Origin of the sequence: Herminiimonas contaminans (assembly GCF_015645465.1) — a bacterium.
Classification (GTDB): Bacteria; Pseudomonadota; Gammaproteobacteria; order Burkholderiales; family Burkholderiaceae_D; genus Oxalicibacterium; species Oxalicibacterium contaminans.
In genome coordinates this window covers 359,260-383,256 of record NZ_JADOEL010000003.1, presented here as the reverse complement: position 1 = coordinate 383,256, position 23,997 = coordinate 359,260, and the positions used below count along the sequence as shown (strand labels likewise).

Annotated in this window: 20 protein-coding genes and 3 tRNA genes; 7 read left to right on the top strand and 16 right to left on the bottom strand. The window is 53.7% G+C overall.

Annotated elements, in window-relative coordinates; all coding sequences use genetic code 11:
• The first annotated feature begins 77 nt into the window (after nucleotides 1-77).
• A complete protein-coding gene (locus IXC47_RS06415) occupies nucleotides 78-1,586 on the top strand; it encodes an NAD(P)H-hydrate dehydratase (RefSeq protein WP_195875036.1) in 1,509 nt (502 codons plus the stop codon).
• 4 nt (nucleotides 1,587-1,590) lie between these two features.
• Here IXC47_RS06415 and IXC47_RS06410 read toward each other — a convergent pair whose 3' ends face one another.
• Nucleotides 1,591-2,280 (bottom strand): ABC transporter ATP-binding protein, encoded by a 690-nt coding sequence (locus IXC47_RS06410; RefSeq protein ID WP_175626766.1) that lies wholly within the window; start codon nucleotides 2,278-2,280, stop codon nucleotides 1,591-1,593.
• Between IXC47_RS06410 and IXC47_RS06405 the strand changes: the two genes are divergently transcribed.
• Both IXC47_RS06405 and mnmH read left to right on the top strand, forming a co-directional pair.
• Nucleotides 2,279-2,935 carry an arylesterase gene (locus IXC47_RS06405; RefSeq protein ID WP_195875035.1) on the top strand — a complete coding sequence of 219 codons (657 nt, stop codon included), beginning with the start codon at nucleotides 2,279-2,281 and terminating at the stop codon, nucleotides 2,933-2,935. The genes IXC47_RS06410 and IXC47_RS06405 overlap by 2 nt on opposite strands.
• 2 nt (nucleotides 2,936-2,937) lie before the next feature.
• Nucleotides 2,938-4,008: a tRNA 2-selenouridine(34) synthase MnmH gene (gene mnmH / locus IXC47_RS06400; RefSeq protein WP_195875034.1), complete on the top strand. Its 1,071-nt coding sequence runs from the start codon at nucleotides 2,938-2,940 to the stop codon at nucleotides 4,006-4,008.
• Between the two features lie 62 nt (nucleotides 4,009-4,070).
• Here the strand turns inward: mnmH and IXC47_RS06395 are convergent, their stop codons facing one another.
• The 9 genes from IXC47_RS06395 to IXC47_RS06355 form a co-directional block, all read right to left on the bottom strand.
• Entirely contained in the window at nucleotides 4,071-5,987 is a 1,917-nt protein-coding gene (locus IXC47_RS06395) for a SurA N-terminal domain-containing protein (RefSeq protein WP_195875033.1), read from the bottom strand.
• Nucleotides 5,988-6,067: 80 nt separating this feature from the next.
• Nucleotides 6,068-6,144 (bottom strand) — tRNA-Asp (locus IXC47_RS06390).
• A 35-nt stretch (nucleotides 6,145-6,179) separates the two neighbouring features.
• Nucleotides 6,180-6,255, bottom strand: a tRNA-Val gene (locus IXC47_RS06385).
• Between the two features lie 85 nt (nucleotides 6,256-6,340).
• Nucleotides 6,341-6,613 carry an HU family DNA-binding protein gene (locus tag IXC47_RS06380; protein WP_012079389.1) on the bottom strand — a complete coding sequence of 91 codons (273 nt, stop codon included), beginning with the start codon at nucleotides 6,611-6,613 and terminating at the stop codon, nucleotides 6,341-6,343.
• 297 nt (nucleotides 6,614-6,910) lie between these two features.
• Nucleotides 6,911-9,325 carry an endopeptidase La gene (lon, locus tag IXC47_RS06375; RefSeq protein ID WP_124572496.1) on the bottom strand — a complete coding sequence of 805 codons (2,415 nt, stop codon included), beginning with the start codon at nucleotides 9,323-9,325 and terminating at the stop codon, nucleotides 6,911-6,913.
• Between the two features lie 261 nt (nucleotides 9,326-9,586).
• Nucleotides 9,587-10,855 (bottom strand): ATP-dependent Clp protease ATP-binding subunit ClpX, encoded by a 1,269-nt coding sequence (clpX, locus tag IXC47_RS06370; protein ID WP_124572497.1) that lies wholly within the window; start codon nucleotides 10,853-10,855, stop codon nucleotides 9,587-9,589.
• 156 nt (nucleotides 10,856-11,011) lie between these two features.
• The gene (clpP, locus tag IXC47_RS06365; protein WP_012079386.1) at nucleotides 11,012-11,644 is read right to left on the bottom strand and encodes an ATP-dependent Clp endopeptidase proteolytic subunit ClpP; all 633 of its coding nucleotides are present in this window, start codon (nucleotides 11,642-11,644) and stop codon (nucleotides 11,012-11,014) included.
• A gap of 30 nt (nucleotides 11,645-11,674) precedes the next feature.
• Nucleotides 11,675-13,024 carry a trigger factor gene (tig, locus tag IXC47_RS06360; RefSeq protein WP_175626762.1) on the bottom strand — a complete coding sequence of 450 codons (1,350 nt, stop codon included), beginning with the start codon at nucleotides 13,022-13,024 and terminating at the stop codon, nucleotides 11,675-11,677.
• A 29-nt stretch (nucleotides 13,025-13,053) separates the two neighbouring features.
• A tRNA-Leu gene (locus IXC47_RS06355) sits at nucleotides 13,054-13,140 on the bottom strand.
• A gap of 363 nt (nucleotides 13,141-13,503) precedes the next feature.
• Here IXC47_RS06355 and hpnC point away from each other — a divergent pair.
• The 3 genes from hpnC to hpnE all read left to right on the top strand — a co-directional run bounded on the left by hpnC (nucleotide 13,504) and on the right by hpnE (nucleotide 16,665).
• The gene (hpnC, locus tag IXC47_RS06350) at nucleotides 13,504-14,322 is read left to right on the top strand and encodes a squalene synthase HpnC (protein ID WP_195875032.1); all 819 of its coding nucleotides are present in this window, start codon (nucleotides 13,504-13,506) and stop codon (nucleotides 14,320-14,322) included.
• Between the two features lie 151 nt (nucleotides 14,323-14,473).
• Nucleotides 14,474-15,307 carry a presqualene diphosphate synthase HpnD gene (hpnD, locus tag IXC47_RS06345; RefSeq protein ID WP_195875031.1) on the top strand — a complete coding sequence of 278 codons (834 nt, stop codon included), beginning with the start codon at nucleotides 14,474-14,476 and terminating at the stop codon, nucleotides 15,305-15,307.
• An 11-nt stretch (nucleotides 15,308-15,318) separates the two neighbouring features.
• Nucleotides 15,319-16,665: a hydroxysqualene dehydroxylase HpnE gene (hpnE, locus tag IXC47_RS06340; protein ID WP_230089419.1), complete on the top strand. Its 1,347-nt coding sequence runs from the start codon at nucleotides 15,319-15,321 to the stop codon at nucleotides 16,663-16,665.
• 13 nt (nucleotides 16,666-16,678) lie between these two features.
• On the opposite strand, the gene radA is transcribed toward hpnE, so the two are convergent.
• Nucleotides 16,679-18,049, bottom strand: coding sequence for a DNA repair protein RadA (gene radA, locus IXC47_RS06335; protein ID WP_124572583.1), 1,371 nt, complete (start codon nucleotides 18,047-18,049; stop codon nucleotides 16,679-16,681).
• A 287-nt stretch (nucleotides 18,050-18,336) separates the two neighbouring features.
• The gene (alr, locus tag IXC47_RS06330) at nucleotides 18,337-19,416 is read right to left on the bottom strand and encodes an alanine racemase (RefSeq protein WP_195875030.1); all 1,080 of its coding nucleotides are present in this window, start codon (nucleotides 19,414-19,416) and stop codon (nucleotides 18,337-18,339) included.
• Between the two features lie 169 nt (nucleotides 19,417-19,585).
• Here alr and lplT point away from each other — a divergent pair, with 169 nt between their 5' ends.
• Nucleotides 19,586-20,848, top strand: coding sequence for a lysophospholipid transporter LplT (gene lplT / locus IXC47_RS06325; protein ID WP_175626758.1), 1,263 nt, complete (start codon nucleotides 19,586-19,588; stop codon nucleotides 20,846-20,848).
• A 1-nt stretch (nucleotide 20,849) separates the two neighbouring features.
• Here the strand turns inward: lplT and IXC47_RS06320 are convergent, their stop codons facing one another.
• The 4 genes from IXC47_RS06320 to tsaB are packed head-to-tail and all read right to left on the bottom strand — an operon-like array spanning nucleotide 20,850 to nucleotide 23,885.
• Nucleotides 20,850-21,809, bottom strand: a complete 960-nt coding sequence (locus IXC47_RS06320) for a DUF1853 family protein (protein WP_230089418.1) — start codon at nucleotides 21,807-21,809, stop codon at nucleotides 20,850-20,852.
• A 20-nt stretch (nucleotides 21,810-21,829) separates the two neighbouring features.
• Entirely contained in the window at nucleotides 21,830-22,690 is an 861-nt protein-coding gene (locus IXC47_RS06315) for a uracil-DNA glycosylase (protein ID WP_195875029.1), read from the bottom strand.
• Entirely contained in the window at nucleotides 22,687-23,190 is a 504-nt protein-coding gene (gene rimI / locus IXC47_RS06310; RefSeq protein ID WP_175626755.1) for a ribosomal protein S18-alanine N-acetyltransferase, read from the bottom strand. Before rimI ends, IXC47_RS06315 begins: the two co-directional genes overlap by 4 nt.
• Nucleotides 23,187-23,885 carry a tRNA (adenosine(37)-N6)-threonylcarbamoyltransferase complex dimerization subunit type 1 TsaB gene (gene tsaB, locus IXC47_RS06305; protein WP_195875028.1) on the bottom strand — a complete coding sequence of 233 codons (699 nt, stop codon included), beginning with the start codon at nucleotides 23,883-23,885 and terminating at the stop codon, nucleotides 23,187-23,189. The genes rimI and tsaB overlap by 4 nt, the downstream gene beginning before the upstream one ends.
• Nucleotides 23,886-23,997 lie beyond the last annotated feature (112 nt).

The window sequence follows — 23,997 nt, the reverse complement described above, 5'->3', positions numbered from 1 at the left end:
TTTAGTACCGGTCTAATTGGACTAAAATCAAATGCATCAGCACGCTGTGCCCGCATTCATTTGATTAAGTCGCCGATATGACCGATACCCACGCGCTCTACACCGTTAACGAAATACGCCAGGTCGAACAGGCAGCACTGGCCAACTCCCCATCCTATGCACTGATGCAACGCGCCGGTACCGCTGCCGGTGAGCTCGCCTATGAACTGCTGCAAAGCACTGAAAAGGAAAGACGCGTACTGGTCCTGGCAGGTCCGGGCAACAATGGCGGCGATGCACTGGAAGCGGCCAGCCAGTTAATGAATGCCGGACTCAAAGTATTCATCACGCTACCCTTCCCTACCGATACTCTGCCTGCTGACGCACAACAAGCGCTGCAAAGAGCAAAAGCCAGCAAAGCGACTTTCATCGCCAGCGATGACCCAGCAATCAGCAGCACCGACTGGGCGATGGTCATCGACGGCTTGTTTGGCATCGGCCTGAGCCGTGCCATCGACGGTCCGTTGCATGAGCTGATCGCCACCATCAATCAACTGGGCTGCCCGATACTAGCGCTCGACGTACCGAGCGGATTAAATGCCGACACGGGTGCCATCGTCGGTGACGACGCAGGCATCGCGATACAGGCGACGCACACGATTACCTTCATCGCCGATAAAGCAGGATTGCATACCTGCGAAGGCCGTGACTTTGCCGGAGCTGTTACGGTAGCGACACTCGACATTGGAGGCGAACGCTTCCCTCCTGCATCCATGCATTTGAATCACCCTGCGCTATTCGCCAAATGCCTGCGGCCACGTCGCCACAATACGCATAAAGGCAGCTACGGTGATGTCAGCGTACTCGGTGGTGCGCATGGCATGGTAGGCGCGGCCGTCCTCGCTGCACGCGCTGCTGCCAAATGCGGTGCGGGACGCGTCTTCATCGCATGTCTTGCCGATTCACTGCTGTACGACAGCATGCAGGCGGAACTAATGAGCCGCCTGGCCAGCAATATCGATTACAGCACCACGACTACCGTTGCCGGTCCCGGCCTCGGTACTTCACGGCTGGCGCGCGACATCCTGGGCAAAGCCATTATTGCGAATACCCCGCTGGTCATAGACGCCGATGCACTCAACCTGATCGGCCATGAACCCGCGTTGCAGGAAAAATTATTGGCACGCAGCGCCGCCACCATCATCACGCCGCACCCGCTGGAAGCGGCGCGCTTGCTGGCAACGACCACACAACAAATCCAGGGCAACCGGATCGCTGCGGCGCGCGCACTGGCAGGCACCTTCCGGGCAACGACAATCTTAAAAGGTTCGGGTACCGTGATCGCGGCACCGGACGGCACCGTGGTACTGAATACCACCGGCAACCCGGCATTGGCGACTGCGGGTTCCGGCGATGTGTTGGCGGGATTGTCCGGCGCCTTGCTGGCGCAAGGTTGCCCGGAGTGGGAGGCAGCCCTGGCCGCCGTTTATTTGCACGGCCTGGCAGCGGATGAATTGGTCAAACGCGGTATCGGCCCGATAGGTCTGACGGCAGGTGAACTGATACCGGAAATCCGCTCGGTACTAAACCAATTGGTTAGCGGCTGATCTTTTAAGCCTGAACCAGGCGACCAGCTGAAATCGTGATTGTGCGTTTGCACAAGGCTGCGATAGAAGAATCATGCGTCACCAGCACCAGCGTAGAACCACGTTCGCGATTTAATTCAAACATGAGTTGTATCACTGCAGCACCCGTTGCCGCATCCAGGCTGCCGGTCGGTTCATCGGCAAACAGCAATGGCGGCTCACTGACGAAGGCACGTGCCAGCGCTACCCGTTGCTGCTCGCCACCCGACAAATACTTCGGATAGTGCTTCAGGCGCGTGCTCAAGCCGACCCGCGCCAGCATGGCTTCAGCTTTTTCTTTCGCTTTGGCATCACCGCGCAGTTCCAGTGGCAACATGACATTTTCCAGCGCATTCAAATGCCCGAGCAATTGAAATGATTGGAACACAAAGCCCAGTCGAGACTTGCGCAAACCGGCCCGTCCGTCTTCATCCAGCGCAAAGATATCGGTGCCATCCAGCTTGACCGTACCTTCCGACGGTGTATCCAGACCCGCTAGCAAACCGAGCAAGGTAGACTTGCCGGAACCCGACGCACCTATGATGGCAAGCGTGTCGCCTGCTTGCACGGTAAAATCAACCGATTGCAGGATGGTCAGCTCACCGGTCGCATCTGCCACACGTTTAGTCAGATTGATAGCTTCAATTGCAGGATACAAAGTAGAGGATTCAGGCATGCCGATTAATTTCAAGTTTTCGTATCAAGTAGGGAATGTACTGAGGGCACTGGCATTGGTCATGCTCGCCTCGTTCACGATGAGTGCTTATTCTGCATCAAAAACCATACTCGTGCTTGGTGACAGCCTGTCGGCCGAATATGGTCTGGCGCGTGGCGAAGGCTGGGTCAACCTGTTACAGAAGAAGCTGGAAGCAGAAAAAATCAGCGTACCTATTGTCAATGCCAGCATCAGTGGTGAAACCACTAGTGGCGGCGCAGCACGCCTGCAAGCACTGCTGGACAAGCACCAGCCAGCAGTAGTGGTGATAGAGCTGGGCGCGAACGATGCGTTGCGCGGCTTGTCACTGGCCGCTACCCAACAGAATTTACGCGGCATGGTTGCAGCGGCAAAAAAGGCTAAAGCCAAAGTCTTACTGATAGGCATGCAAATCCCGCCCAACTATGGCACCGATTACACGCGTCAATTCGCCGATCTGTTTCCCAAGATTGCCAAGGAAACCAAATCAGTACTTGTTCCGTTCATGTTGAAAGGGGTTGCCGACCAAGCTGACCCCAGCCTGTTCCAGGCTGACCGCATCCATCCGGCAGCAGTAGCGCATCCGATCATACTCAACAACATCTGGCCACAACTCAAGCCTCTGCTGCCCAAGTAAATATGAAGAAGTATCCCGCCCTGCTCCGCTTCGCCGATCTCCTGCCTGCGCTGGAGCAGTTCGATGCCATCATCGATGCGCGCAGCCCTGCAGAGTTTGCGCTTGACCACATACCAGGCGCCATCAATTGCCCGGTGCTGGACGACGACGAACGTCATCGCGTCGGCACTCTCTACAAACAAACCGGTGCGTTTGAAGCGAAGAAGCTGGGCGCAGCACTCATCGCGCGCAATATTGCGCACCATATCGACACTGCGTTCATCGACAAGCCGCAAGACTGGAAGCCACTCATCTACTGCTGGCGCGGTGGCAACCGCAGCGGTGCAATGGCATTGATACTGGCACGCGTAGGCTGGCCCGCCGTACAACTGGACGGTGGCTACAAGGAATACCGTCGTCATGTGAATGCAGAGCTGGCCGAACTACCATTGCGCTTCCAGTTCAATGTCATATGCGGACCGACCGGCAGCGGTAAAAGCCGCTTGTTGCAGACCCTGGCAAATGCAGGAGAGCAAGTACTCGACCTGGAAAAACTGGCTGCGCACAGAGGCTCGGTGCTCGGCAACCTGCCGACAGAACAACAACCCTCACAAAAGAAATTTGAAACTGACATCTGGCAAACGCTGCGTCAGTTCGATGCGCAAAAAGTCATCTACATAGAATCAGAAAGCAAAAAAATCGGTGACTTGCGCGTACCCGACGCATTGATGACGCATATGCGCCAAGCAGCGTGCTTCTCGTTGGAATTACCACACGACAAGCGCATCCAACTCTTGATGCAGGATTACCAGCACTTCCTGAATGACCCTGGGCTATTGAACAAACAGCTTAGTTGCCTGCTGCAGCTACATGGGCGGGAAAAGATCGCACGCTGGCACCAGCTGGCGGCCAATGGAGAAATGGACGTGCTGGTGGGTGAATTACTGGCTGACCACTACGATCCGGCTTATAGCCGTTCGATAGAGCGCAATTTCAGTCGGATCAAAGACGCCGCAATCATTCGTTTGACTGATTTGTCCGAGTCGGCATTTCAGGTTGCGGCAGCGGATGTGATACGGCTTACACAGATCTAGCCAGGCAAATAAAAAAGCGCTCCGAGGAGCGCTTTTTTTAAACCGGTAAATTCATCTGACTTTTACTCAGCGCCGTCAACCTTGGCGGTCGCTGGTTTCAGGATCTTGACCTTGGCTTTTTCTTTCAGGACATCCAGATAAGCCTGCATTTCTTCCTGTGCCAAAGCAGCAGTAATTTGCTGTTGCTCAGCCTGGCGCTTGGCTTGGTCCACATTGGCTGGCTGCACCACGCGTATCACGCGCAATACACCGTAACCCTGACCCGGCACTTCAACCCCAACATACGATGGCAGCTTGCTGGTATCCGCTTTCATTACTGCGAGGAACAAGGCTGGATTCACGCCCTGGCTCTTCGCACGCGAAACGGTTTGGGTTGCCGAGAAACCAGTTGCATCGTCTTTGGCTTTCAATGCGGCCAGTTTTTCTTCACCCGCTTTTTTCGCCAGCGCCAGCGCTTCTACCTGTACCACGCGATCACGTACTTGCGTTTTGACATCTTCGTAAGGACGTTTGCTCGCTGGTTTGTAATCGACGACACGACCTGCGATCAGCGTATTCGGCGCAACTTCTACTGCTTCCGTATTACGTTTGTTTTTCAACGAGTCATCCGAGAACAAAGCGCTCAGGAATTTAGGGCTATTGTAAGGAGCCGTCGCTGCCACCGCCGGATTAGGCTGACGCGACAGATTGTTGACTGTTTCAATTTTCAGTTTCAGCTTGTCAGCAACCGACTTCAGGCTGTCCGATTGCTCGTAAACCGTGTTGCTGAAGACGTCTGCTGTTTCCGCATACTTCTTGGTTACCAGTTGCTTACGGATGTCATTCGCGATCTCACCTTTGACTTGTTCCAATGGCTTCTGTGTCGCTGGTTTGATCGCAGTTACTTTGATGATGTGGAAGCCGTAGTCCGACTCAACCAGATCACTCAATTCACCCTGCTTCAGTTTGAATGCAGCATCTTCGAAAGGTTTGACCATCATGCCTTTGCTGAAGAAATCGAGATCACCACCACGTTCTGCTGAACCCGGGTCATTCGAATTTTCTTTCGCCAGCTTGGCAAAATCCTGCGGCGATTTACGCAAGGTTTCCAGCAGCTTTTCAGCCTTGGCCTTGGCTGCAGCTTTTTCCGCTGCTGGCGCATCCTTGTTTGCAGCGATCAGGATGTGGCTGGCACGACGTTGCTCTTCGACGCCATATTGCTTGGCGTTTTGCTCGTAATAGGATTTGACATCAGCATCGCTGACATTGATTTGTGCGGCCAGCGCATCAGCGGTCAGGACGACATATTCCGCTTTTACCTGTTCCGGCACCGAGAATTCATTGCTCTTGTCGTAGTAAGCCTTGAGCATGTCATCCGTTACCTTGACTTGCGACGCGTAATCCGCAGCCTTGAAAGTCAGGTATTGCACTTCGCGTTCCTGCTCGCCCAGTTCGGACAAACGCTTGGCCAGCGAATCAGGAGCAAATGCGGTCGACTGGATCGCGGCATTCACTTGCTGCACGATCAGGTCCTGACGCAGGCTGGCTTCATACATCGCAGGCGTCATGCCTTGCGCTGCCAACAGGGATTTATAACGCTCCACATCAAACTTGCCATCAGCAGTGGTGAGGCCAGCGATGCCCATGATGGTTTGTTGCAGAGTCTGGTCGGAGACCGACAATTTATTGCGTTTTGCTTCCGCTGCCAGTACGCGCTCAGCGATCAGGCCATCCAGCACGTCTTGCTTGGCTTGCGGTGTATCGAACATTTTCGGATCGAACTGGCCGCCGAACATTTGACGGAAGCGTTCCATCTGTTCGCGCTGTGCCGCATCCCATTCCGGTTGCGTAATCGCCTGGCCATCTACCTTGGCCACGGTGGTCGATGAATCGCCCATGCTGGTGTAGCTCTCCAGACCGAACAAGGCGAACGACGGGAAGATGACCAGCAGCAGCAGGAACTGCATCAGACGTTGGTGTGTGCGGATAAAATCAAACATGGCTAACCAATCACAGGCAAAACGCGATCAATATGTCGCATATATGAAAAAAGGCGAACTCTCGTTCGCCTTTTATTTTTTGGCGGAGTGGACGGGACTCGAACCCGCGACCCCCGGCGTGACAGGCCGGTATTCTAACCAGCTGAACTACCACTCCTAAACTACTTGATGATTATTTGCGAGTTTGACTGATGGTGGGTGCTGACGGGGTCGAACCGCCGACCTACGCCTTGTAAGGGCGCCGCTCTACCAACTGAGCTAAGCACCCTAATTCTGCTTAACCAGCCAAACATACAGCGTTGTCACCACGCCGCAAAAGAAAATATTTTACAGCATGTTGAACCAATTTGCTACTAGTTAACTGCGTCTTTCAATGCTTTGCCTGGTTTAAATTTAGGCACTTTAGCTGCTTTGATTTTGATCGCTTCACCAGTACGTGGATTTCTGCCTGTGCGGGCTGCACGTTTGCCTACGGAAAATGTACCGAAACCAACCAAGGTCACGGAACCATTTTTCTTCAATGTGGTTTTGACTGCACCGATCACTGAATCAAGCGCGCGTGCTGCGGCTGCTTTGGAAATATCGGCGGAACCAGCAATGTGGTCAATCAATTCAGTTTTATTCACTTACGTCCCCTCACAAAGGTTGAATGCCGCATCTCGTGCTTTACGCAGTATTGCTAAAACGATGATGCGGACGCAGAAAAAATCTGCAGCAAGTATTAAACAAGCCGCAAAGCCTTGTGTCAAGCGCTTTGCAAGCTTTTCTCCTCTGAAAATTAACATTTTTTATGTTTAGGATTCATCCTCTGCGCTTCTAAGAATATTTTTTTTTGATGAGAGCGCGAAAAAAAAGCGCTCCGAAGAGCGCTTTTTTAAAACACAAAATTACTTCTGCGTTACATCTGCAAGTGCATCAAATCATCAATGCTTGACGACAGTCGGATCGTTCGACTCAGCAGGTTTCGCAACGGCGGTATCAACCACTGCGACCTCTTCATCGGTCAATGGTACTGGTGCGCGTTCCAATGCGATCTCAAGCACTTTATCGATCCAGCGTACTGGTACGATTTCAAGCTTGTTCTTCACATTGTCCGGAATCTCAGCCAGATCCTTCACGTTTTGTTCTGGTATCAAAACGGTTTTGATACCACCGCGATGTGCTGCCAGCAGTTTCTCTTTCAAGCCACCGATAGGCAATACCTCACCACGCAAAGTAATCTCACCAGTCATCGCCACATCAGCACGCACAGGAATACCTGTGAACACCGAGACCATGGCCAGCGTCATCGCTACACCAGCCGATGGACCATCCTTAGGTGTCGCACCTTCAGGAACGTGAATATGGATATCGCTCTTCTCGAAGACGTCGGCTTTGATACCGAGTTTCTTCGCGCGGCTACGCACTACCGTGCGCGCTGCTTCGATCGATTCCTTCATCACATCGCCCAGCGTACCGGTACGGATGATCCCGCCCTTGCCTGGCACTGCAACCGATTCGATGGTGAGCAAATCGCCACCGACTTCGGTCCACGCCAGACCGACCACCTGACCAACCTGGTTTTCTTTTTCGGCGACACCGAAATCGAATTGACGCACGCCCAGGAATTTGTCGAGGTTCTTGGTCGAGACCGTGACTTTTCTGTCCTGCTTTTTCAGCAGCAACATTTTCACGACCTTGCGGCAGATCTTCGAAATTTCACGTTCCAGCGAACGCACACCCGCTTCACGTGTGTAGTAACGAATGATGTCGCGGATCGCCGATTCAGCGACGCTGATCTCATCTTCCTTCAGACCATTGTTCTTGATCTGCTTCGGCAAGAGATAACGTTGCGCGATGCTGGTTTTTTCATCTTCGGTGTAACCCGACAGACGTATCACTTCCATACGATCGAGCAAGGCTGGCGGAATGTTGTACGAGTTTGAAGTCGCAACAAACATCACGTCGGACAAATCGAAATCGACTTCGACATAGTGATCCGAGAAAGTGTGGTTTTGCTCTGGATCCAGCACCTCAAGCAAAGCCGACGACGGATCGCCACGGAAGTCCATGCCGAGTTTGTCGATCTCATCGAGCAGGAACAATGGATTGCGCACACCGGTTTTGGCCAGGCTTTGCAAAATTTTGCCAGGCATGGAGCCGATGTAGGTACGACGATGACCGCGGATCTCTGCTTCATCGCGTACGCCACCCAAAGCCATACGCACGAACTTGCGGTTCGTGGCGCGTGCGATCGATTGACCGAGCGAGGTTTTACCCACACCTGGAGGACCGACGAAGCACAGGATAGGTGCTTTCAGTTTGTCGACGCGCTGTTGCACGGCAAGATATTCCAGGATGCGTTCCTTGACCTTCTCAAGACCGTAGTGATCGTCTTCCAATACTTTTTCAGCATTGGACAAATCGTTGTTCACTTTCGATTTTTTCTTCCAAGGCAAGCCGAGCAAGGTGTCGATGTAGTTACGCACGACCGTTGCTTCAGCCGACATCGGCGACATCAGCTTGAGTTTCTTCAACTCATTCTGAGCCTTGGCCAATGCTTCCTTAGGCATCTTGGCAGCAATAATTTTCTTCTCGAGATCTTCGAGATCTGCGCCCTCTTCACCTTCGCCCAATTCTTTTTGAATCGCTTTGACCTGCTCGTTCAAATAGTATTCGCGTTGCGACTTCTCCATCTGGCGTTTGACGCGACCACGGATACGCTTCTCGACTTGCAGGATGTCGAGTTCGCCTTCGAGCTGGCCGAGCAGATGCTCATAGCGTTTCGCTACGTTGAAGATTTCGAGGATGACTTGCTTCTGCTCAAGTTTGAGCGGCAAGTGCGCAGCGATGGTGTCAGCCAGGCGGCCGGCATCATCTATACCTGCCAGCGAAGTCAGGATCTCTGGCGGGATTTTTTTGTTCAGTTTTACGTATTGATCGAACTGTTGCACGATCGCGCGGCGCATTGCTTCCACTTCGGACTCATCGCCCGCTTCGGATTCAATCGGCGTCAGATCCGCGACGAAATGCGTATCCAGCTCACTGATGTGATGGATACGTGCACGTTGTGCGCCTTCGACCAGTACTTTGACCGTACCGTCAGGCAGCTTCAACATTTGCAGGATGTTCGCGACGCAGCCGATTTCGTAGATATCGTCGGCTGATGGTTCGTCTTTGGCGGCGGCCTTTTGCGCGGCAAGCATGATGCTCTTGCCTTGCTCCATCGCAGCTTCGAGGGCTTTGATTGATTTAGGACGACCGACGAACAGAGGGATCACCATATGCGGGAAGACAACAACATCACGCAACGGTAACAGCGGCAGTTGGGTTTGTTCAGTGGAAATAGTAGTCGTCATGGCGAGCCTTATCTATAAACGTGTTAATGATGTTGGCGCTAACGGCCAAAACACAAGCCCGGACAGCAACAAAAATCATCCAGAAAAATAAAAAAGCCACCCGCGAAGTTGTCTTCGAAGTGGCTCTACTATGGAAGCCTGAATGATCCCTGCTGGTTTTAATTGTACTGTGTTTTAAATGAAAAACGGGCTAAAAAAGCCCGTTTTTGATAATTTCTGCCTATTTTTACAAAACTTTACTGTTTTCCGGCGGCATCCTTATTATTTCGCGCCGGAAACTTTAGGTTGCTCGTGATAGATCAGCAATGGTTTGGCGCCATGGTTAATGGTGCCTTCATCGATGACAACCTTTTCAACGTTTTGCTCATTCGGCAATTCGAACATGACGTCCAGCAATGCGTGCTCCAGAATCGAGCGCAAACCACGTGCACCGGTTTTGCGCGCAATCGCCTTCTTCGCAATCGCCTGCAAGGCAGCCGGACGAATTTCCAGTTCCGCGCCTTCCATTTGCAAGAGTTTCGAATATTGCTTGATCAGCGCATTCTTAGGCTCGAGCAAGATCTGGATCAGCGCTTCTTCATCCAGTTCACGCAGGGTAGCCACTACCGGCAAACGACCAACCAGCTCAGGAATCAGGCCGAACTTGATCAAATCTTCAGGTTCGGTATCCATCATGACCTGGCTTGCAGTACGTTCTTCGCGGCTCTTCACGCTGGCGGAGAAACCGATACCGCTCTTCTCCGAACGCTCGGAAATGATCTTGGCCAGGCCATCAAACGCACCACCGCAAATGAACATGATGTTGGTGGTATCGATTTGCACGAAGTCCTGGTTCGGATGCTTGCGGCCACCTTGTGGCGGCACCGATGCCATCGTACCTTCGATCAGTTTCAGCAAAGCCTGTTGCACGCCCTCACCCGATACGTCGCGGGTAATCGATGGATTGTCCGACTTGCGTGAAATCTTATCGATTTCATCAATGTAAACAATACCTTTTTGCGCGCGCTCGACTTCGTAGTTACAGTTTTGCAAAAGCTTCTGGATGATGTTTTCGACATCTTCACCAACGTAACCGGCCTCGGTCAGCGTGGTTGCATCAGCGATCACAAACGGTACGTCCAGCGTACGTGCCAGGGTCTGTGCCAGCAAAGTCTTGCCGGAACCGGTAGGACCGACCAGCAGGATATTGCTCTTGGCCAGCTCGACGTCGTCTTTCTTGCCGAGATGCTTGAGGCGTTTGTAGTGGTTGTAGACCGCAACCGACAAAATACGCTTGGCAGGATTTTGTCCGATCACATATTGATCCAGCAACTCGCACAATTCCTGCGGCGTAGGCAGATCAGTACGTGGACCGGCTACGGTTTCCACGCTTGATGCTTCGTCGCGAATGATGTCATTGCACAGGTCTATACACTCATCGCAGATAAAGACGGATGGTCCAGCGATGAGCTTTTTTACCTCGTGTTGGCTCTTGCCGCAGAACGAGCAATAGAGCAGTTTTTCGCCGCTTGAGGATTTTTTCTCTGACATGGTGCGCGTTATCTATGGTTAGCTATGGATTGATATTACCTGCGAATTACAAATTCGTCACGCCGTTCAAAAAAACGGCTGGCTCACACGGAGCCTATAAAGCAAAACGCCCGAACGTTGTTGCGCCCGGGCGTCAAATATTACATACGAACTAGCTTAAGCGCGCGTTGCCAAAACTTTATCGATCATGCCGTATGTCACTGCAGCATCTGCTGACATAAAGTTATCACGATCAGTATCTTTAGCGATTTCTTCGACAGATTTACCGGTTCTTTCAGCAAGAATGGCATTCAGTCTTTCGCGCAGATACAGGATCTCGCGTGCCTGGATTTCGATATCCGAAGCCTGGCCCTGAGCACCACCCAATGGCTGGTGGATCATGATGCGGGAGTTAGGCAGGGAAAAACGTTTGCCCTTCTCACCCGCTGCCAGCAGGAACGCACCCATCGACGCCGCCAGGCCAGTACACAAAGTCGAAACGTTCGGCTTAATGAACTGCATGGTGTCATAAATCGCCATACCGGCCGAAACCGAACCGCCAGGCGAGTTAATGTAGAGGGAGATATCCTTGTCCGGGTTTTCGCTTTCCAGGAACAGCAATTGCGCAACGATCAGGTTGGCCATCTGGTCATTGACCGGGCCAACCAGAAAAATAATGCGCTCTTTCAGCAAGCGCGAATAAATATCATACGCGCGCTCACCGCGACCACTCTGCTCAATCACCATCGGGACCATACCGAGCATATCGGTATCGAGAGCGGAAGTACGAGTCATGCTTGTGGTGATCATCTGCTTTCCTTATGGAGAGCGCACAAGTTATTACGCTTGTGCGTTATTGCTCATCAATTCATCGAACGCAACCGGTTTCTCGGTTACTTTGGCTTTGCCTAACACGTAATTGACGACGTTTTCTTCCAATACAAGGGCTTCAACTTCCGCCAAACGGCTACGGTCGCTGAAATAATACTTCAGAACTTGTTGCGGGTCTTCGTAGCTCTGTGCGAACTCTTCAACTTGCGCTTTAACTTGTTCTGGTTTGGCTTGCAGATCGTTGGCTTTGACAACTTCAGCCAGGATCAGGCCGAGGCGTACGCGACGTTCAGCTTGCTCTGTGAACAGTTCCGGTGGGAAAGGCAGATCGCTGACTTTCATGCCGCGCTGGGTCATGTCCTGACGGGTCATTTCCATCAGACGCTCTACGTCCTGGTCGATCAGAGCTTTAGGCACGTCGAGTTCGCTGATTTTGATCAGTGCATCCATCACGCTGTCTTTGGTGCGTGCCTTGATGCGGCTGCTGACTTCACGTTGCAGGTTGACTTTGATGTCTTCACGCATTTTTTGCAGGTCGCCGTCAGGGATACCCAGCGATTTTGCAAATTCAGCATCGACTTCCGGCAGGTGCGCCCATTCGATTTGCTTCAGGGTGATGGTGAATTCAGCGGTTTTGCCTGCTACGTCTTTACCGTGGTAATCAGCAGGGAAAGCCAATGGGAAAGTTTTGGACTCGCCCACTTTCAAGCCGATGGTACCGGCTTCGAATTCAGCCAGCATGCGGCCTTCGCCCAGTACGAAAGCGTAATCTTCCGCTTTGCCGCCCTGGAATTCAACGCCGTCAATAGTACCGACGAAGTCGATGGTGACGCGATCGCCGTTTTTAGCTGTCAGGTCCGAACCACCGTCGCCGTGCGCGCTTTGCTCGCCTTTGACGTGGTAGTGCACACGTTGTTTGCGCAGGATGTCGATGGTTTTATCGATTTCTGCATCGCTGACGTCTACCGTGGTTTTTTCCACTTCGGCGGCCGACAGATCACCCAGTTTAACTTCTGGGTAAACTTCAAACGTTGCGTTGAAAACGATGGTGCCTTCAGCAGCGGCGTCATCAGTCTTAGGTTCGATTTTCGGGAAACCGGCAACGCGCAGGTTGTTTTCTGTAGCGGCATCGTTGAATGCGCGACCGACTTTGTCGTTCAGCACTTCGTTTTCGACTTGATAGCCGTATTGTTGTGCGACCATCTTCATCGGCACTTTACCAGTGCGGAAGCCAGGCGCCTTCACCGTACGAGCACGGACTTTCAGGCGTTTTTCAACTTCCGCTTGTACATCGGCGAGTGGCACCGTAATCGTGATACGGCGCTCAAGTTTGTCCAGAGTTTCGACTGCAGTTGCCATGTGAATCGTCCAAAAAATAAAAAATTCTGTGGTGCGAGGAGGGGGACTCGAACCCCCACACCATTGCTGGCGTCAGGACCTAAACCTGGTGCGTCTACCAATTTCGCCATCCTCGCGGGAATGAGTGCGCTAGCGAATACAAAAGCGCAAAAGCAAAGGGCGACCACGAAGTGAATATAGGGTCGCCCTGCACTGCCTTTTGTATCGGCTGTTCAACTTCAACCCGGGATTTTACTGGATTTTGCGCAAGCTGCGCTGATTTTTGACACTTTGCCTACTTGCACCCTATAAACGCCCCGCCACTAGCGGAATTTTCCGCTGTTTGCGCTACTGAAGTCGAAGCGATACGACGGTCAATTTGGCGGTCTTTGCCAGATTTTCAATTACTATGCGTGCTGTGTCCGATATTCGCGCAGGAAACAGTGATTATCAACCGGTAGCGGCGCTGTACGATTACCCCACCCTCACCCTTAGCCTTCATGCCTGTCGATCATTACGAAAATTTCCCGGTAGCATCCGTCCTCCTGCCCCCGCGGCTGCGTCCTGCGGTGGAAGTCATCTATGCGTTTGCGCGCAGTGCGGATGACCTGGCCGATGAAGGCGATGCCAGCGATGAGGAACGGCTGGCGGCACTGGCAGAGTATGAGCACGGACTGGATCAGATTGCAGCAGGCGAACACCCGGACAGCGTGCTATTCCAGAAGTTGGCAGTTGTTATCAGCTCGTACCAGTTACCGCTGCAACCCTTCCGCGACCTCCTGTCCGCCTTCAAACAGGATATCGTCACCAAGCGCTACACCAGCTTCACCGATCTGCTCGACTATTGCAGACGCTCGGCCAACCCGGTAGGCACGTTGATGCTGCATTTATATGGCGCAGCCAATGCTGACAATCTGCGCGCCTCCGATGACATCTGTTCAGCACTACAACTGATTAATTTTTGGCAAGACGTGGCGATAGACTGGCAAAAAGAACGCATCTACCTGCCGCTGGCCGATTTGCAGACTTTCAGTATTGCGGAACAGCAGATCGCCCGTCAGGAAGTCGATACTGCCTGGCGTGAATTAATGAAGTTTGAAGTGGAGCGCGCACGCGCGATGCTACTGGCCGGTGCACCGCTGGCGCTACGCCTGCCCGGTCGCATAGGCTGGGAGCTGCGCCTGGTGGTACAAGGCGGCTTGCGCATACTCGAGTGCATAGAAGCTTCCGGCTACGATATGTTCCGGCACCGGCCCAAGCTCGGCAAAAGCGACTGGCTGCTACTACTGCTGCGCGCAATCCGTATGAAAGCGAAATAAGTAGTCAAGCGTAATCTGCAACAAGAACCGCAGAAGGTATTTTGATACGACAGATTCATGCGTATCGATAAAGATACGCAGACATTATTTGTTCCTACAGCCTTAGTCGGCTAGCATAGCGGCTTAATTCAGCGTCCAGCGCCTTACTTTTATGTCCCCCGACGAATACTGCCAACAAAAAGCCGCACAAAGCGGCTCCAGCTTTTACTACAGCTTCCTGTTCCTGACACCGGATCGTCGCCGTGCGATTACCGCGCTCTACGCCTTTTGCCGTGAAGTCGATGACACCGTCGATGAATGTACCGATATCACGATCGCCCGTACCAAACTGGTGTGGTGGCGCAAGGAAGTCGGCGCGATGATGTCCGGCGAACCGACGCATCCGGTGACCAAAGCCCTGCAACCGCATATGGCGATTTACACACTCGAGAGTGAACACCTGATGGCCATCATCGATGGCATGGAAATGGATCTCGACCAGAACCGTTATCTCGACTTTATTGGTTTGCAAAAATACTGCTGGCATGTCGCCAGCGTGGTCGGCATCCTGTCTGCCAAAATCTTCGGTGCCAGCAGCCCGCAGACTTTGCAATACGCAGAAAAACTGGGACTCGCTTTCCAGCTCACGAATATCATTCGCGATGTCGGCGAAGACGCCCGTAAAGGTCGCATCTATCTGCCGGTGAATGAGCTGCAACAATTCAACGTCACCGCCGCCGACATCCTGAATGCACGTCATAGCGACAACTTTGAAAAGCTGATGCAGTTCCAGGCAGCACGTGCACAAAAATTGTATGACGAAGCTTTTGCCTTGTTGCCGAAAGAAGATCGTCGTGCACAACGTCCTGGCCTGATCATGGCAACCATCTATCGTGCCGTACTGAATGAAGTGGAACGCGATGGTTTCCACGTACTGAACCAGCGCATCTCGCTCACGCCTATACGCAAGCTATGGCTGGCGTGGATTACCTACGTGCGCGGCTGACGCAGTTGCGCATGAATCCGCTCATGTCAGACGCAAAGAAAATTGCCGTCGTCGGTGCTGGTTGGGCCGGATGCGCAGCGGCAGTAGAACTGGCCAGCGCAGGACATGCAGTCACTCTCTTCGAATCATCCCGCACCTTAGGCGGCCGCGCGCGCGCAGTCGAGATTCAGGGCCAGGTACTCGATAACGGCCAGCATATTTTGCTCGGTGCATATAGCGCAACCTTAAGCCTGTTAATCACCATAGGCGTCGAGGCAGATCAGGCATTGCTGCGCCTGCCGCTGCAAATGCGTTATCCGGCGGGCTGCGACGGCATGGATTTTGTTGCGCCGCGCCTGCCCGCTCCTTTGCACATGTTGATCGCGCTGCTACGTGCCAGCGGATTAACAGGTGCGGACAAAATGGCGCTGGCGCGTTTCTCCACCACTGCGCGCTGGATGGAATGGCGCTTGCACACTGATTGCAGTGTCAGTGAATTGCTGGAACGTTACGACCAGACTGAACGCCTGATTAAACTGATGTGGCAACCGCTGTGTATCGCCGCCCTCAACACACCACCAGAGCGCGCATCCGCACAGATATTCCTGAATGTGCTGCGTGACAGCCTGGGGGCGCAGCGTGCAGCATCCGATATGTTGCTGCCACGTACCAACCTCACCTCATTACTACCGCAACAAGCCGCCAATTTCGTCGCTGCGCGCAACGGCGCGATACAGACTGGCTGCACCGTACAAACAATTACTGCACACGATCAGAAGTGGGCACTCGGCTTAAGCAATGCGGAAGCAGCAGAAGAATTATTTGATGGCGTCGTCATCGCTACGCCTGCGACCACAGCGGCCAGTTTGTTGGCCGGCTCCGCAGCCGAAGCACACATCCCTGCCTTCAACTACGAACCGATCACCACCTGCTATCTGCAATACCCGGCAGGCACACGCTTAAGTGCTCCATTCTTTGCATTGACTGATGACGAAGCCTTGGGCCACTGGGGACAGTTTGTGTTTGATCGCGGGCAACTGGATAGCACGCAGGATGGCTTGTTTGCAGTGGTGGTCAGTGTGTCGACCACGGCGATAGAACTCGGACAGGAAGCATTGTCTGCCGCTATCGCGCAGCAACTGGCGCAAGCACTGCAAATGCCGCAATTGACAGCTCCGCTCTGGAGCAAGGTCATCACAGACAAGCGCGCAACTTTTTCCTGCGCACCCGGTCTGCAACGGCCGACTGAGAAAACCGTATTGTCACATCTGGTGATTGCCGGGGATTACGTCGCCAGTGATTATCCGGCGACACTGGAATCAGCTGTGCGCAGTGGCGTGAAAGCTGCAGACTTGCTGAACCAGCATTTCGACGACTAGCTCATTCGCGTATTTACTCGTGCTCGCGTACACGATTCAAAGCCTCATCTATACGCTCTACGCCTATGATGGTCAGCCCTTCTATCTTTTGCTTGGGCGCATTCGATTTTGGAATCAGGGCAAGTGAGAAGCCCAGCTTCGCTGCTTCACGCAAACGTTCCTGACCGCGCGGCGCAGGACGTATTTCACCTGCCAGGCCCACTTCACCAAATACCACCAAACCTCGCGGCAAAGGTCGGCTACGCATGGAGGAATGTATCGCCAGCAGCACGGCCAGATCGGCCGCCGGTTCGGTGATCTTCACACCACCTACGGCATTGATGAATACATCCTGATCGAAAGCAGCGATGCCAGCGTGTCTATGCAACACAGCCAGCAACATCGCCAGACGATTTTGCTCCAACCCCACCGAAAGACGACGCGCATTCGGCAAATGCGAAGTGTCCACCAGTGCCTGGATCTCGACCAGCAAGGGACGTGTGCCTTCCTGCGTCACCATCACGCATGCACCAGGCACAGGATTATCGTGTTGCGACAGGAATAGCGCCGAGGGATTGGATACGCCCTTCAAGCCTTTTTCCGTCATCGCAAACACGCCCAGCTCATTGACTGCACCGAAGCGGTTCTTGATCGCACGCACCAGCCGGAAGCTGGAATGTGTGTCGCCTTCGAAATACAGCACGGTGTCGACGATGTGTTCCAGCACGCGCGGACCAGCCAGCGCGCCTTCCTTGGTGACATGACCAACCATGATGATGGTGATGCCGGTTTGCTTGGCGATGCGCGTCAATTGCGCGGCACATTCCCTTACCTGTGCAACCGAACCCGGAGCCGAACTCAGTGCGTCCGAATACACGGTCTGGATGGAGTCGATGACCGCGACATCAGGCTTGTGCTCAGCCAGAGTTGTCAGGATTTTTTCCAGCTGGATCTCGGCTTGCAGCTTCAGATCCTTGGCGTCGACCGCGAGGCGTTTTGCGCGCAATGCGATTTGTGCACCGGATTCCTCACCGCTGACATATAAAACTTTTTTGATGCGCGAGAGATTGGCCAGTGCCTGCAACAACAGCGTCGACTTGCCTATGCCAGGATCGCCACCGATCAGCACCACACCGCCAGCCACCAGGCCACCGCCGAGCACACGATCAAATTCTTCTATGCCGGTACCAAAGCGCGGCACATCTATCGCTTCGATATCTGCCAGACTCAGTACCGGCGCTGTTTGCGCCAGTCCTTGGTGTTGTACGGAAAAACGATTGGAGCCTGACTCGACTATGGTTTCGACCAGCGTATTCCACGCGCCGCAAGCGGGGCATTGTCCGCCCCACTTGCTGGTAATGCCGCCGCAGTCGCTACAGGTGTAATTGGTTTTGGCTTTTGCCATCTGGGTAAATTTCGCTTTGATTAGAACTCATTTCACAAATATCCGCGAGTGCGAACGCGGCTATTTGGGAGGTAGTGCAAGACGTGTCGCGCCGCCAAGGGTGATCCCCTTGGCAAGCGGCGCAACGCAGCAATACGCCCAAATAGCCCGTTCTCTTCGGGTTCTTACCAAAAGCGGCGCTGGCCGCGTTGCGCTCCTTGCGCATAGCTCGCTATGCGACGCGTCGCACGCCTTGCCAGCACCGCTTTTGGTAAGAACGCATCTCACGGATATTTGTGAAATGAGTTCTAGTTAACTTCGACTACCTTCACGCGCGACGCCAGGCCGCACATCAACTCATAGCCGACTGTACCGGCCGCATTTGCCACTTCGTCTATTGGCAAGCCTGCGCCCCACAGCGTGACTTTGCTGCCTACACACGGTTTCGCCACCGGTGTCAGGTCGACTGTAATCATATCCATTGATACGCGTCCGACCATACGTGTCTTCACACCATCGACGATCACTGGCGTGCCGCTGGGTGCATGACGGGGATAGCCATCAGCGTAACCACAGGCGACCACGCCGATGGTCATCGGACCAGTCGCGACGAAAGCACTGCCATAGCCGACCGCATCACCCGCGACGATATGCTGCACACCGATGATTTCACTGTTCAGACTCATCGCTGGCCGCAAGCCGAACTGCTCGGCGCTTTGCCCGCCTGGCGTCGCACCATACAGCATGATGCCAGGACGTATCCAGTCCGCCGCCGAACCTGGGTGTAATAAATCAGTCGCCGAATTGGCCATGCTTTGTTCGCCCGGCAAATCACGAGTTGCTTCCCTGAAGCGGCGCAACTGCTCCTGCACCGGCAATACCGGATTGTCCGGATCTTCCGCGTTGGCGAAGTGTGTGACAAAAGAAATATGGTCTACGGCCGGGATAGCGCGCAGGCGCTCGTAGGCGGCCCGATATTTCGCTGGCGTGAAGCCCAGACGATTCATACCGCTATTCAATTTCAGATGAACGTCAATTTTCGTCTGTAAACGTGCTTGCTCAAGCATGAGCAGTTGCTCTTCGCAATGGATAACCGTATCCAGTTGATGCTCGGCCAGCAGTTGCGGATCGGAAGCATCAAAAAATCCTTCCAGCAACAGGATGCGCTTCTTCCACCCCAGCTCGCGCAGGCGGGCCGCCGCATCCAGCTCGATCAGCCCCAAACCGTCTGCCGCAGCAAAACCACGCATGCCGCGCTCCAGACCGTGCCCATAGGCATTGGCCTTCACCACCGCCCATGCCCGGGAATGAGGGGCACGCGCTTTGGCCAGCGCAAGATTACTGCGTAATGCGGCGATATCTATGGTAGCAATAAGGGGTCTGGGCATACGGCAATGTAAAGAAAGTTAAATCGTGACATTCGTTCAAGATGGTTTTTTTACGAATTTATTTATTTTACCGGACGCATTGCGTTAACGAGGCGCAAATCAATGGAAGCCGCCAAGATTCATGGTATAAAGTCAGCCAGAGACACACAGCAAAAATAGATTAATGCGAATGAATCGCGGTTTTTATACCATCATGGCGGCGCAGTTTTTTTCCTCGCTCGCCGACAACGCCCTCCTGATAGCGGCCATAGCCTTATTAACGGTAATGAAGTCACCCGAATGGATGACTCCATTGCTGAAGCTATTCTTTGTCCTGTCTTATGTATTACTCGCCGCTTTCGTCGGTGCTTTCGCTGATGCGCTACCCAAGGGTCGCGTCATGTTCATCACCAACCTGATCAAGATTTTCGGTTGCGGCATGATGTTCTTCGATGTCCATCCGCTGATTGCCTATGCCGTGGTCGGTTTTGGTGCAGCAGCTTATTCACCGGCCAAGTACGGCATCCTCACAGAATTGCTACCGGCGGAGAAACTGGTCGCCGCCAATGGCTGGATAGAAGGCTTGACCGTTTCCTCCATTATCCTCGGCACCGTGATGGGAGGTGCACTCATCAATCCCAACGTTGCCGCCAAACTACTAGCCTTCGATTTCCCCATTATTAACTTTGGCATAGACACACCAGCCGAAGCAGCACTCTGCATTATCACCGTCTCTTACCTGCTCGCCGCACTCTTCAACCTCCGCATTCCTGACACTGGCGCCCGCTATCCGCATCAGGAACGTAATCCCATCAAGCTCATCGGCGACTTCGCCAACTGTTTCACCACTTTGTGGCGCGACCGCCTCGGGCAAATCTCGCTGGCCGTAACCACGCTGTTCTGGGGTGCCGGTGCAACCTTACAGTTCATCGTGCTGAAATGGGCTGAGAAATCCCTGAATATGCCGCTCGACAAGGCCGCCATCCTGCAAGGTATCGTAGCGGTCGGTGTCGCACTCGGCGCAGTGGCTGCTGCTCGCTTTGTACCTCTTAAGAAGTCACTGTCGGTAATGCCGCTCGGCGTGATCATGGGTGTGGTCGTGATCGTCATGACCATGGTACATACCGTATGGCTGGCGTATCCGTTGCTGGTTCTGGTCGGCGCCTTGTCAGGCTACTTCGTCGTGCCTATGAATGCGCTACTGCAACATCGTGGCCACGTCCTGATGAGTGCAGGTCACTCGATCGCGGTGCAAAACTTCAATGAGAATTTGTCAGTACTGACCATGTTGCTGCTGTATGCATTGATGGTGAAACTGGATTTGAACATCAACATCGTCATCATCATGTTTGGCTTGTCGGTCTCCGGCATCATGTACCTGATCATGCGCAAGCATGCTGCCAACCAACGTGAACATGATTCGCTGTCACTGATAGGCGAACCGAAACACTAAGTTATTGCGGCAGCGGATGAACCAGTTTTATCCGTTGGCCAGCCCGGGTGCGCCAGTCATCCGGCACGATAAAGCCACGACTGCTTTCCAGCGCAAGCTCTCCCCGGACATTCAGCAAGACTACCAATACCGGCATCGTGTCATGCACGAAATGCGTCGCCAGCATTTCTTGCAATGCCTGCTTGTCCATGGTCTGTGACAAATCCAGTTTGGCTGGTGCCAGCCAGTGCAAACGCGGCACCACGGCATAACGTTCGGCTGTCATCTGTTCCGTCTCTGTCAGCGCACACCAGAAACCACGGCAATGATCGGCAGAGATACCGCATATCGCGGCATCTGCCCTATCATCCTGGTGATAAAACAACCAGCCTTTGACCAATGCCTGCGCCTGCTTCACCGGTGCTGGCAAATGCACCTGCGCTGCCGGATGCTGCGACAACATCAGTTGACGCTCAAGTATCTTGTGCATTTTTGCACCCAGCGTATCTGCCAGGTTGGGACCGACGAAGTAGTCTGCATCTTCACCAGCACCGCTGGATTCCAGCAGATAAAATTTGGTGGCAAATTCCCAGTGCAACAAGGCATCGCCATCGCGCAGCAGGAAATCAAACTCGCCTACGGTGCTGTTCTTGCCCGCCCTTACCTGCACACCGTGTGCGGCGAGTATGCCGCGTGCCTCGAAATAATAAGCCAGCAGTTTTTCTGCATAGCGTCCGAGGCGGGTGAATACTTGTACATTGAGGTAGCGATGCAAGGCATCCGGATCCTTATCCAATGCTTGCAACCAGTCATTGATATCGTGCGGCAGGCTGCCCTGCAGGCTGGCAATTTTTCCCTGCCATTGCGGTGCTTGCGGATCCAGCAGATCGGGAGCATCGAGCAGCCATGCCAGTGAGCGCACATGGATATCGTTGAGGTGGCCCCAACGCTGCTCGAATTGTGTTTGGAAGGTATTTGTCAAATTCGCTGCCAAGCTAGACGTTAGCCTTTGTCGGCATAGGTTTGCATCGCCAGACACAAATCTGCCCAGGCCTTGCTCTTGTCTTTCGGTGTGCGCAGCAAATACGCCGGATGATAGGTAACCACCACAGGGATATCCGCATAGCGATGTACGCTACCGCGCAATCTGGCAACAGGTGTCGCCGGATCCAGCTTCAACAAGGACAGCGCGGCGGTCTTGCCCAGTGCCACGATCACGGTCGGATTGAGCAACTCTATCTGCCTTTGCAAGTACGGCATGCAGGCATCGCTTTCGGTTGCGACTGGTGCACGGTCACGCTTGTTTTCATCAGTAGGACGACATTTGACGATGTTGGCGATGTAGGTATTTTCGCCACGCTTGAGACCCATCGCGACAAACATATTGTCGAGCAGCTTGCCCGCCGGTCCGACGAAAGGCTCACCCTGGAAATCCTCATTGCGTCCAGGACCTTCACCGACGAACAACCATTTGGCTTTTTGGTCACCGACACCGAATACAGTTTGTGTGCGTCCTTTGCATAAACCGCATTCGGTGCAATTGCTGACCACCGTCTTCAACTGATCCCAGTTCATGCTGCCGATACTGCTGGCAGGCTGCACCAGCGCAGTCGGCGTTGCAGGCACTGCGACAGGAAGAGCAACGGGACTAGTCGCGACATCGTCGTCACCCCAGGCCGAAGCACTAGGCTCAACAACACGCAGCGGCGTTGCAGCGGCCACGCTATCCTCAAGCGGCGCAGCAACTTCACTTACAGTTGCTGCTTCAGATTCCAGCGCCTGCAGCACAGCCGCCCGTTGCGACCAGACTGGCCCCAGGCCCATCTCCTGCAAGAATGCGATACGACGATCCGGATTACTCATAGCGCAAGCTTCATGACTAGCGCATCTTCACGCTGATTATTCGGTGCCGGATAATAGCCTTTGCGCACACCTATGCGACTAAAGCCATATTGACGGTAGATTTTTTCTGCACGCGTATTCGATGGACGCACCTCCAACAAGACCGCTTCCAGCTTTTTTTCCTGCGCAATTGCCTTCGCTTTATCCAGCAGCAGTATGCCTATGCCCTGCCCCTGCAAATCACGATGTACGGTGATGTTCAGCAAATGTGCATCGTCTACCGACAGCATCAGCAGGAAATAACCGCTCAAGGCACCGGTGCCATCGCGCAGTATCCAGGTTTCGTAACCGCTATTGATGGAATCGAGGAAATTGCCGCGCGTCCAGGGAAAAGGATAAACATCGTTTTCGATCGCAAGCACATCACTGATATCGGTCGGCTGCATCCGATAGAAATAAAGCTTGCGCGCTGGCGGAGGCGGCGCCTTGAACTGCGGAATAGGACTGGGCACGGAACTCATGCAGCCTCCTTTGCAGCCTTTTCCAGACGTTCCGCCGTTGTCAATGCCACCTTGTTACGCAAGTACAGTGGTTCCGCCGCACTCGCGACCACCGCCAGTCCTTGCGCATAAGCAATCGCACCCAGCGTCGCAATCTGCTCGGCCTGCGGCAGCATATCTTTCAATGCAGTCGCAAAAAACGGCTGCGCAGCGAAATCCGTTGCATACGCCTGTAAACCATTTCCACATGCGGTCACTTCGCCTTGCGGCTGCACCTCACGTGCAGATGACAGGCTCGGGGCAATCACAATCTGCCAGCCATCGGTGTAGCGATACTGCGCCCAATAAACTTCGCCCATGCGCGCATCCAGCACCGCCAGCACGTCACTGGCACCAGTCTGCTCGCGACACGCCTGGGCCATCGCCAGCAGGGTCACAGTCGGTAACAAGGGTTTATCCGCGCCATAGGCCAAACCTTGTGCAATGCCGCAAGCGGTACGCACACCGGTAAACGAACCAGGTCCGGCACCAAAAGCGATCGCGTCGCAATCGCGCAGCGCGATGCCAGCGTCCTGCAACAAGGCCTGCACCATCGGCAGTATGCTTTGTGAATGCGTGCTGACACCTGCCGTCTGGCGGCTGCTGTTGACGCCCTTGTGCAACAGTGCCGCAGAAGCCAGTTCAGAAGATGTTTCTATAGCGAGTATCGTAGACATAGGGCTATTTTACCGTGCGTATCGCCATCGGTGCTGGGAAGGTATGCATTTGTCGCTGCTGCGCATTTCCACCGGGACGAACACTCCCTATGCAACAGAAAACGGTAGAATA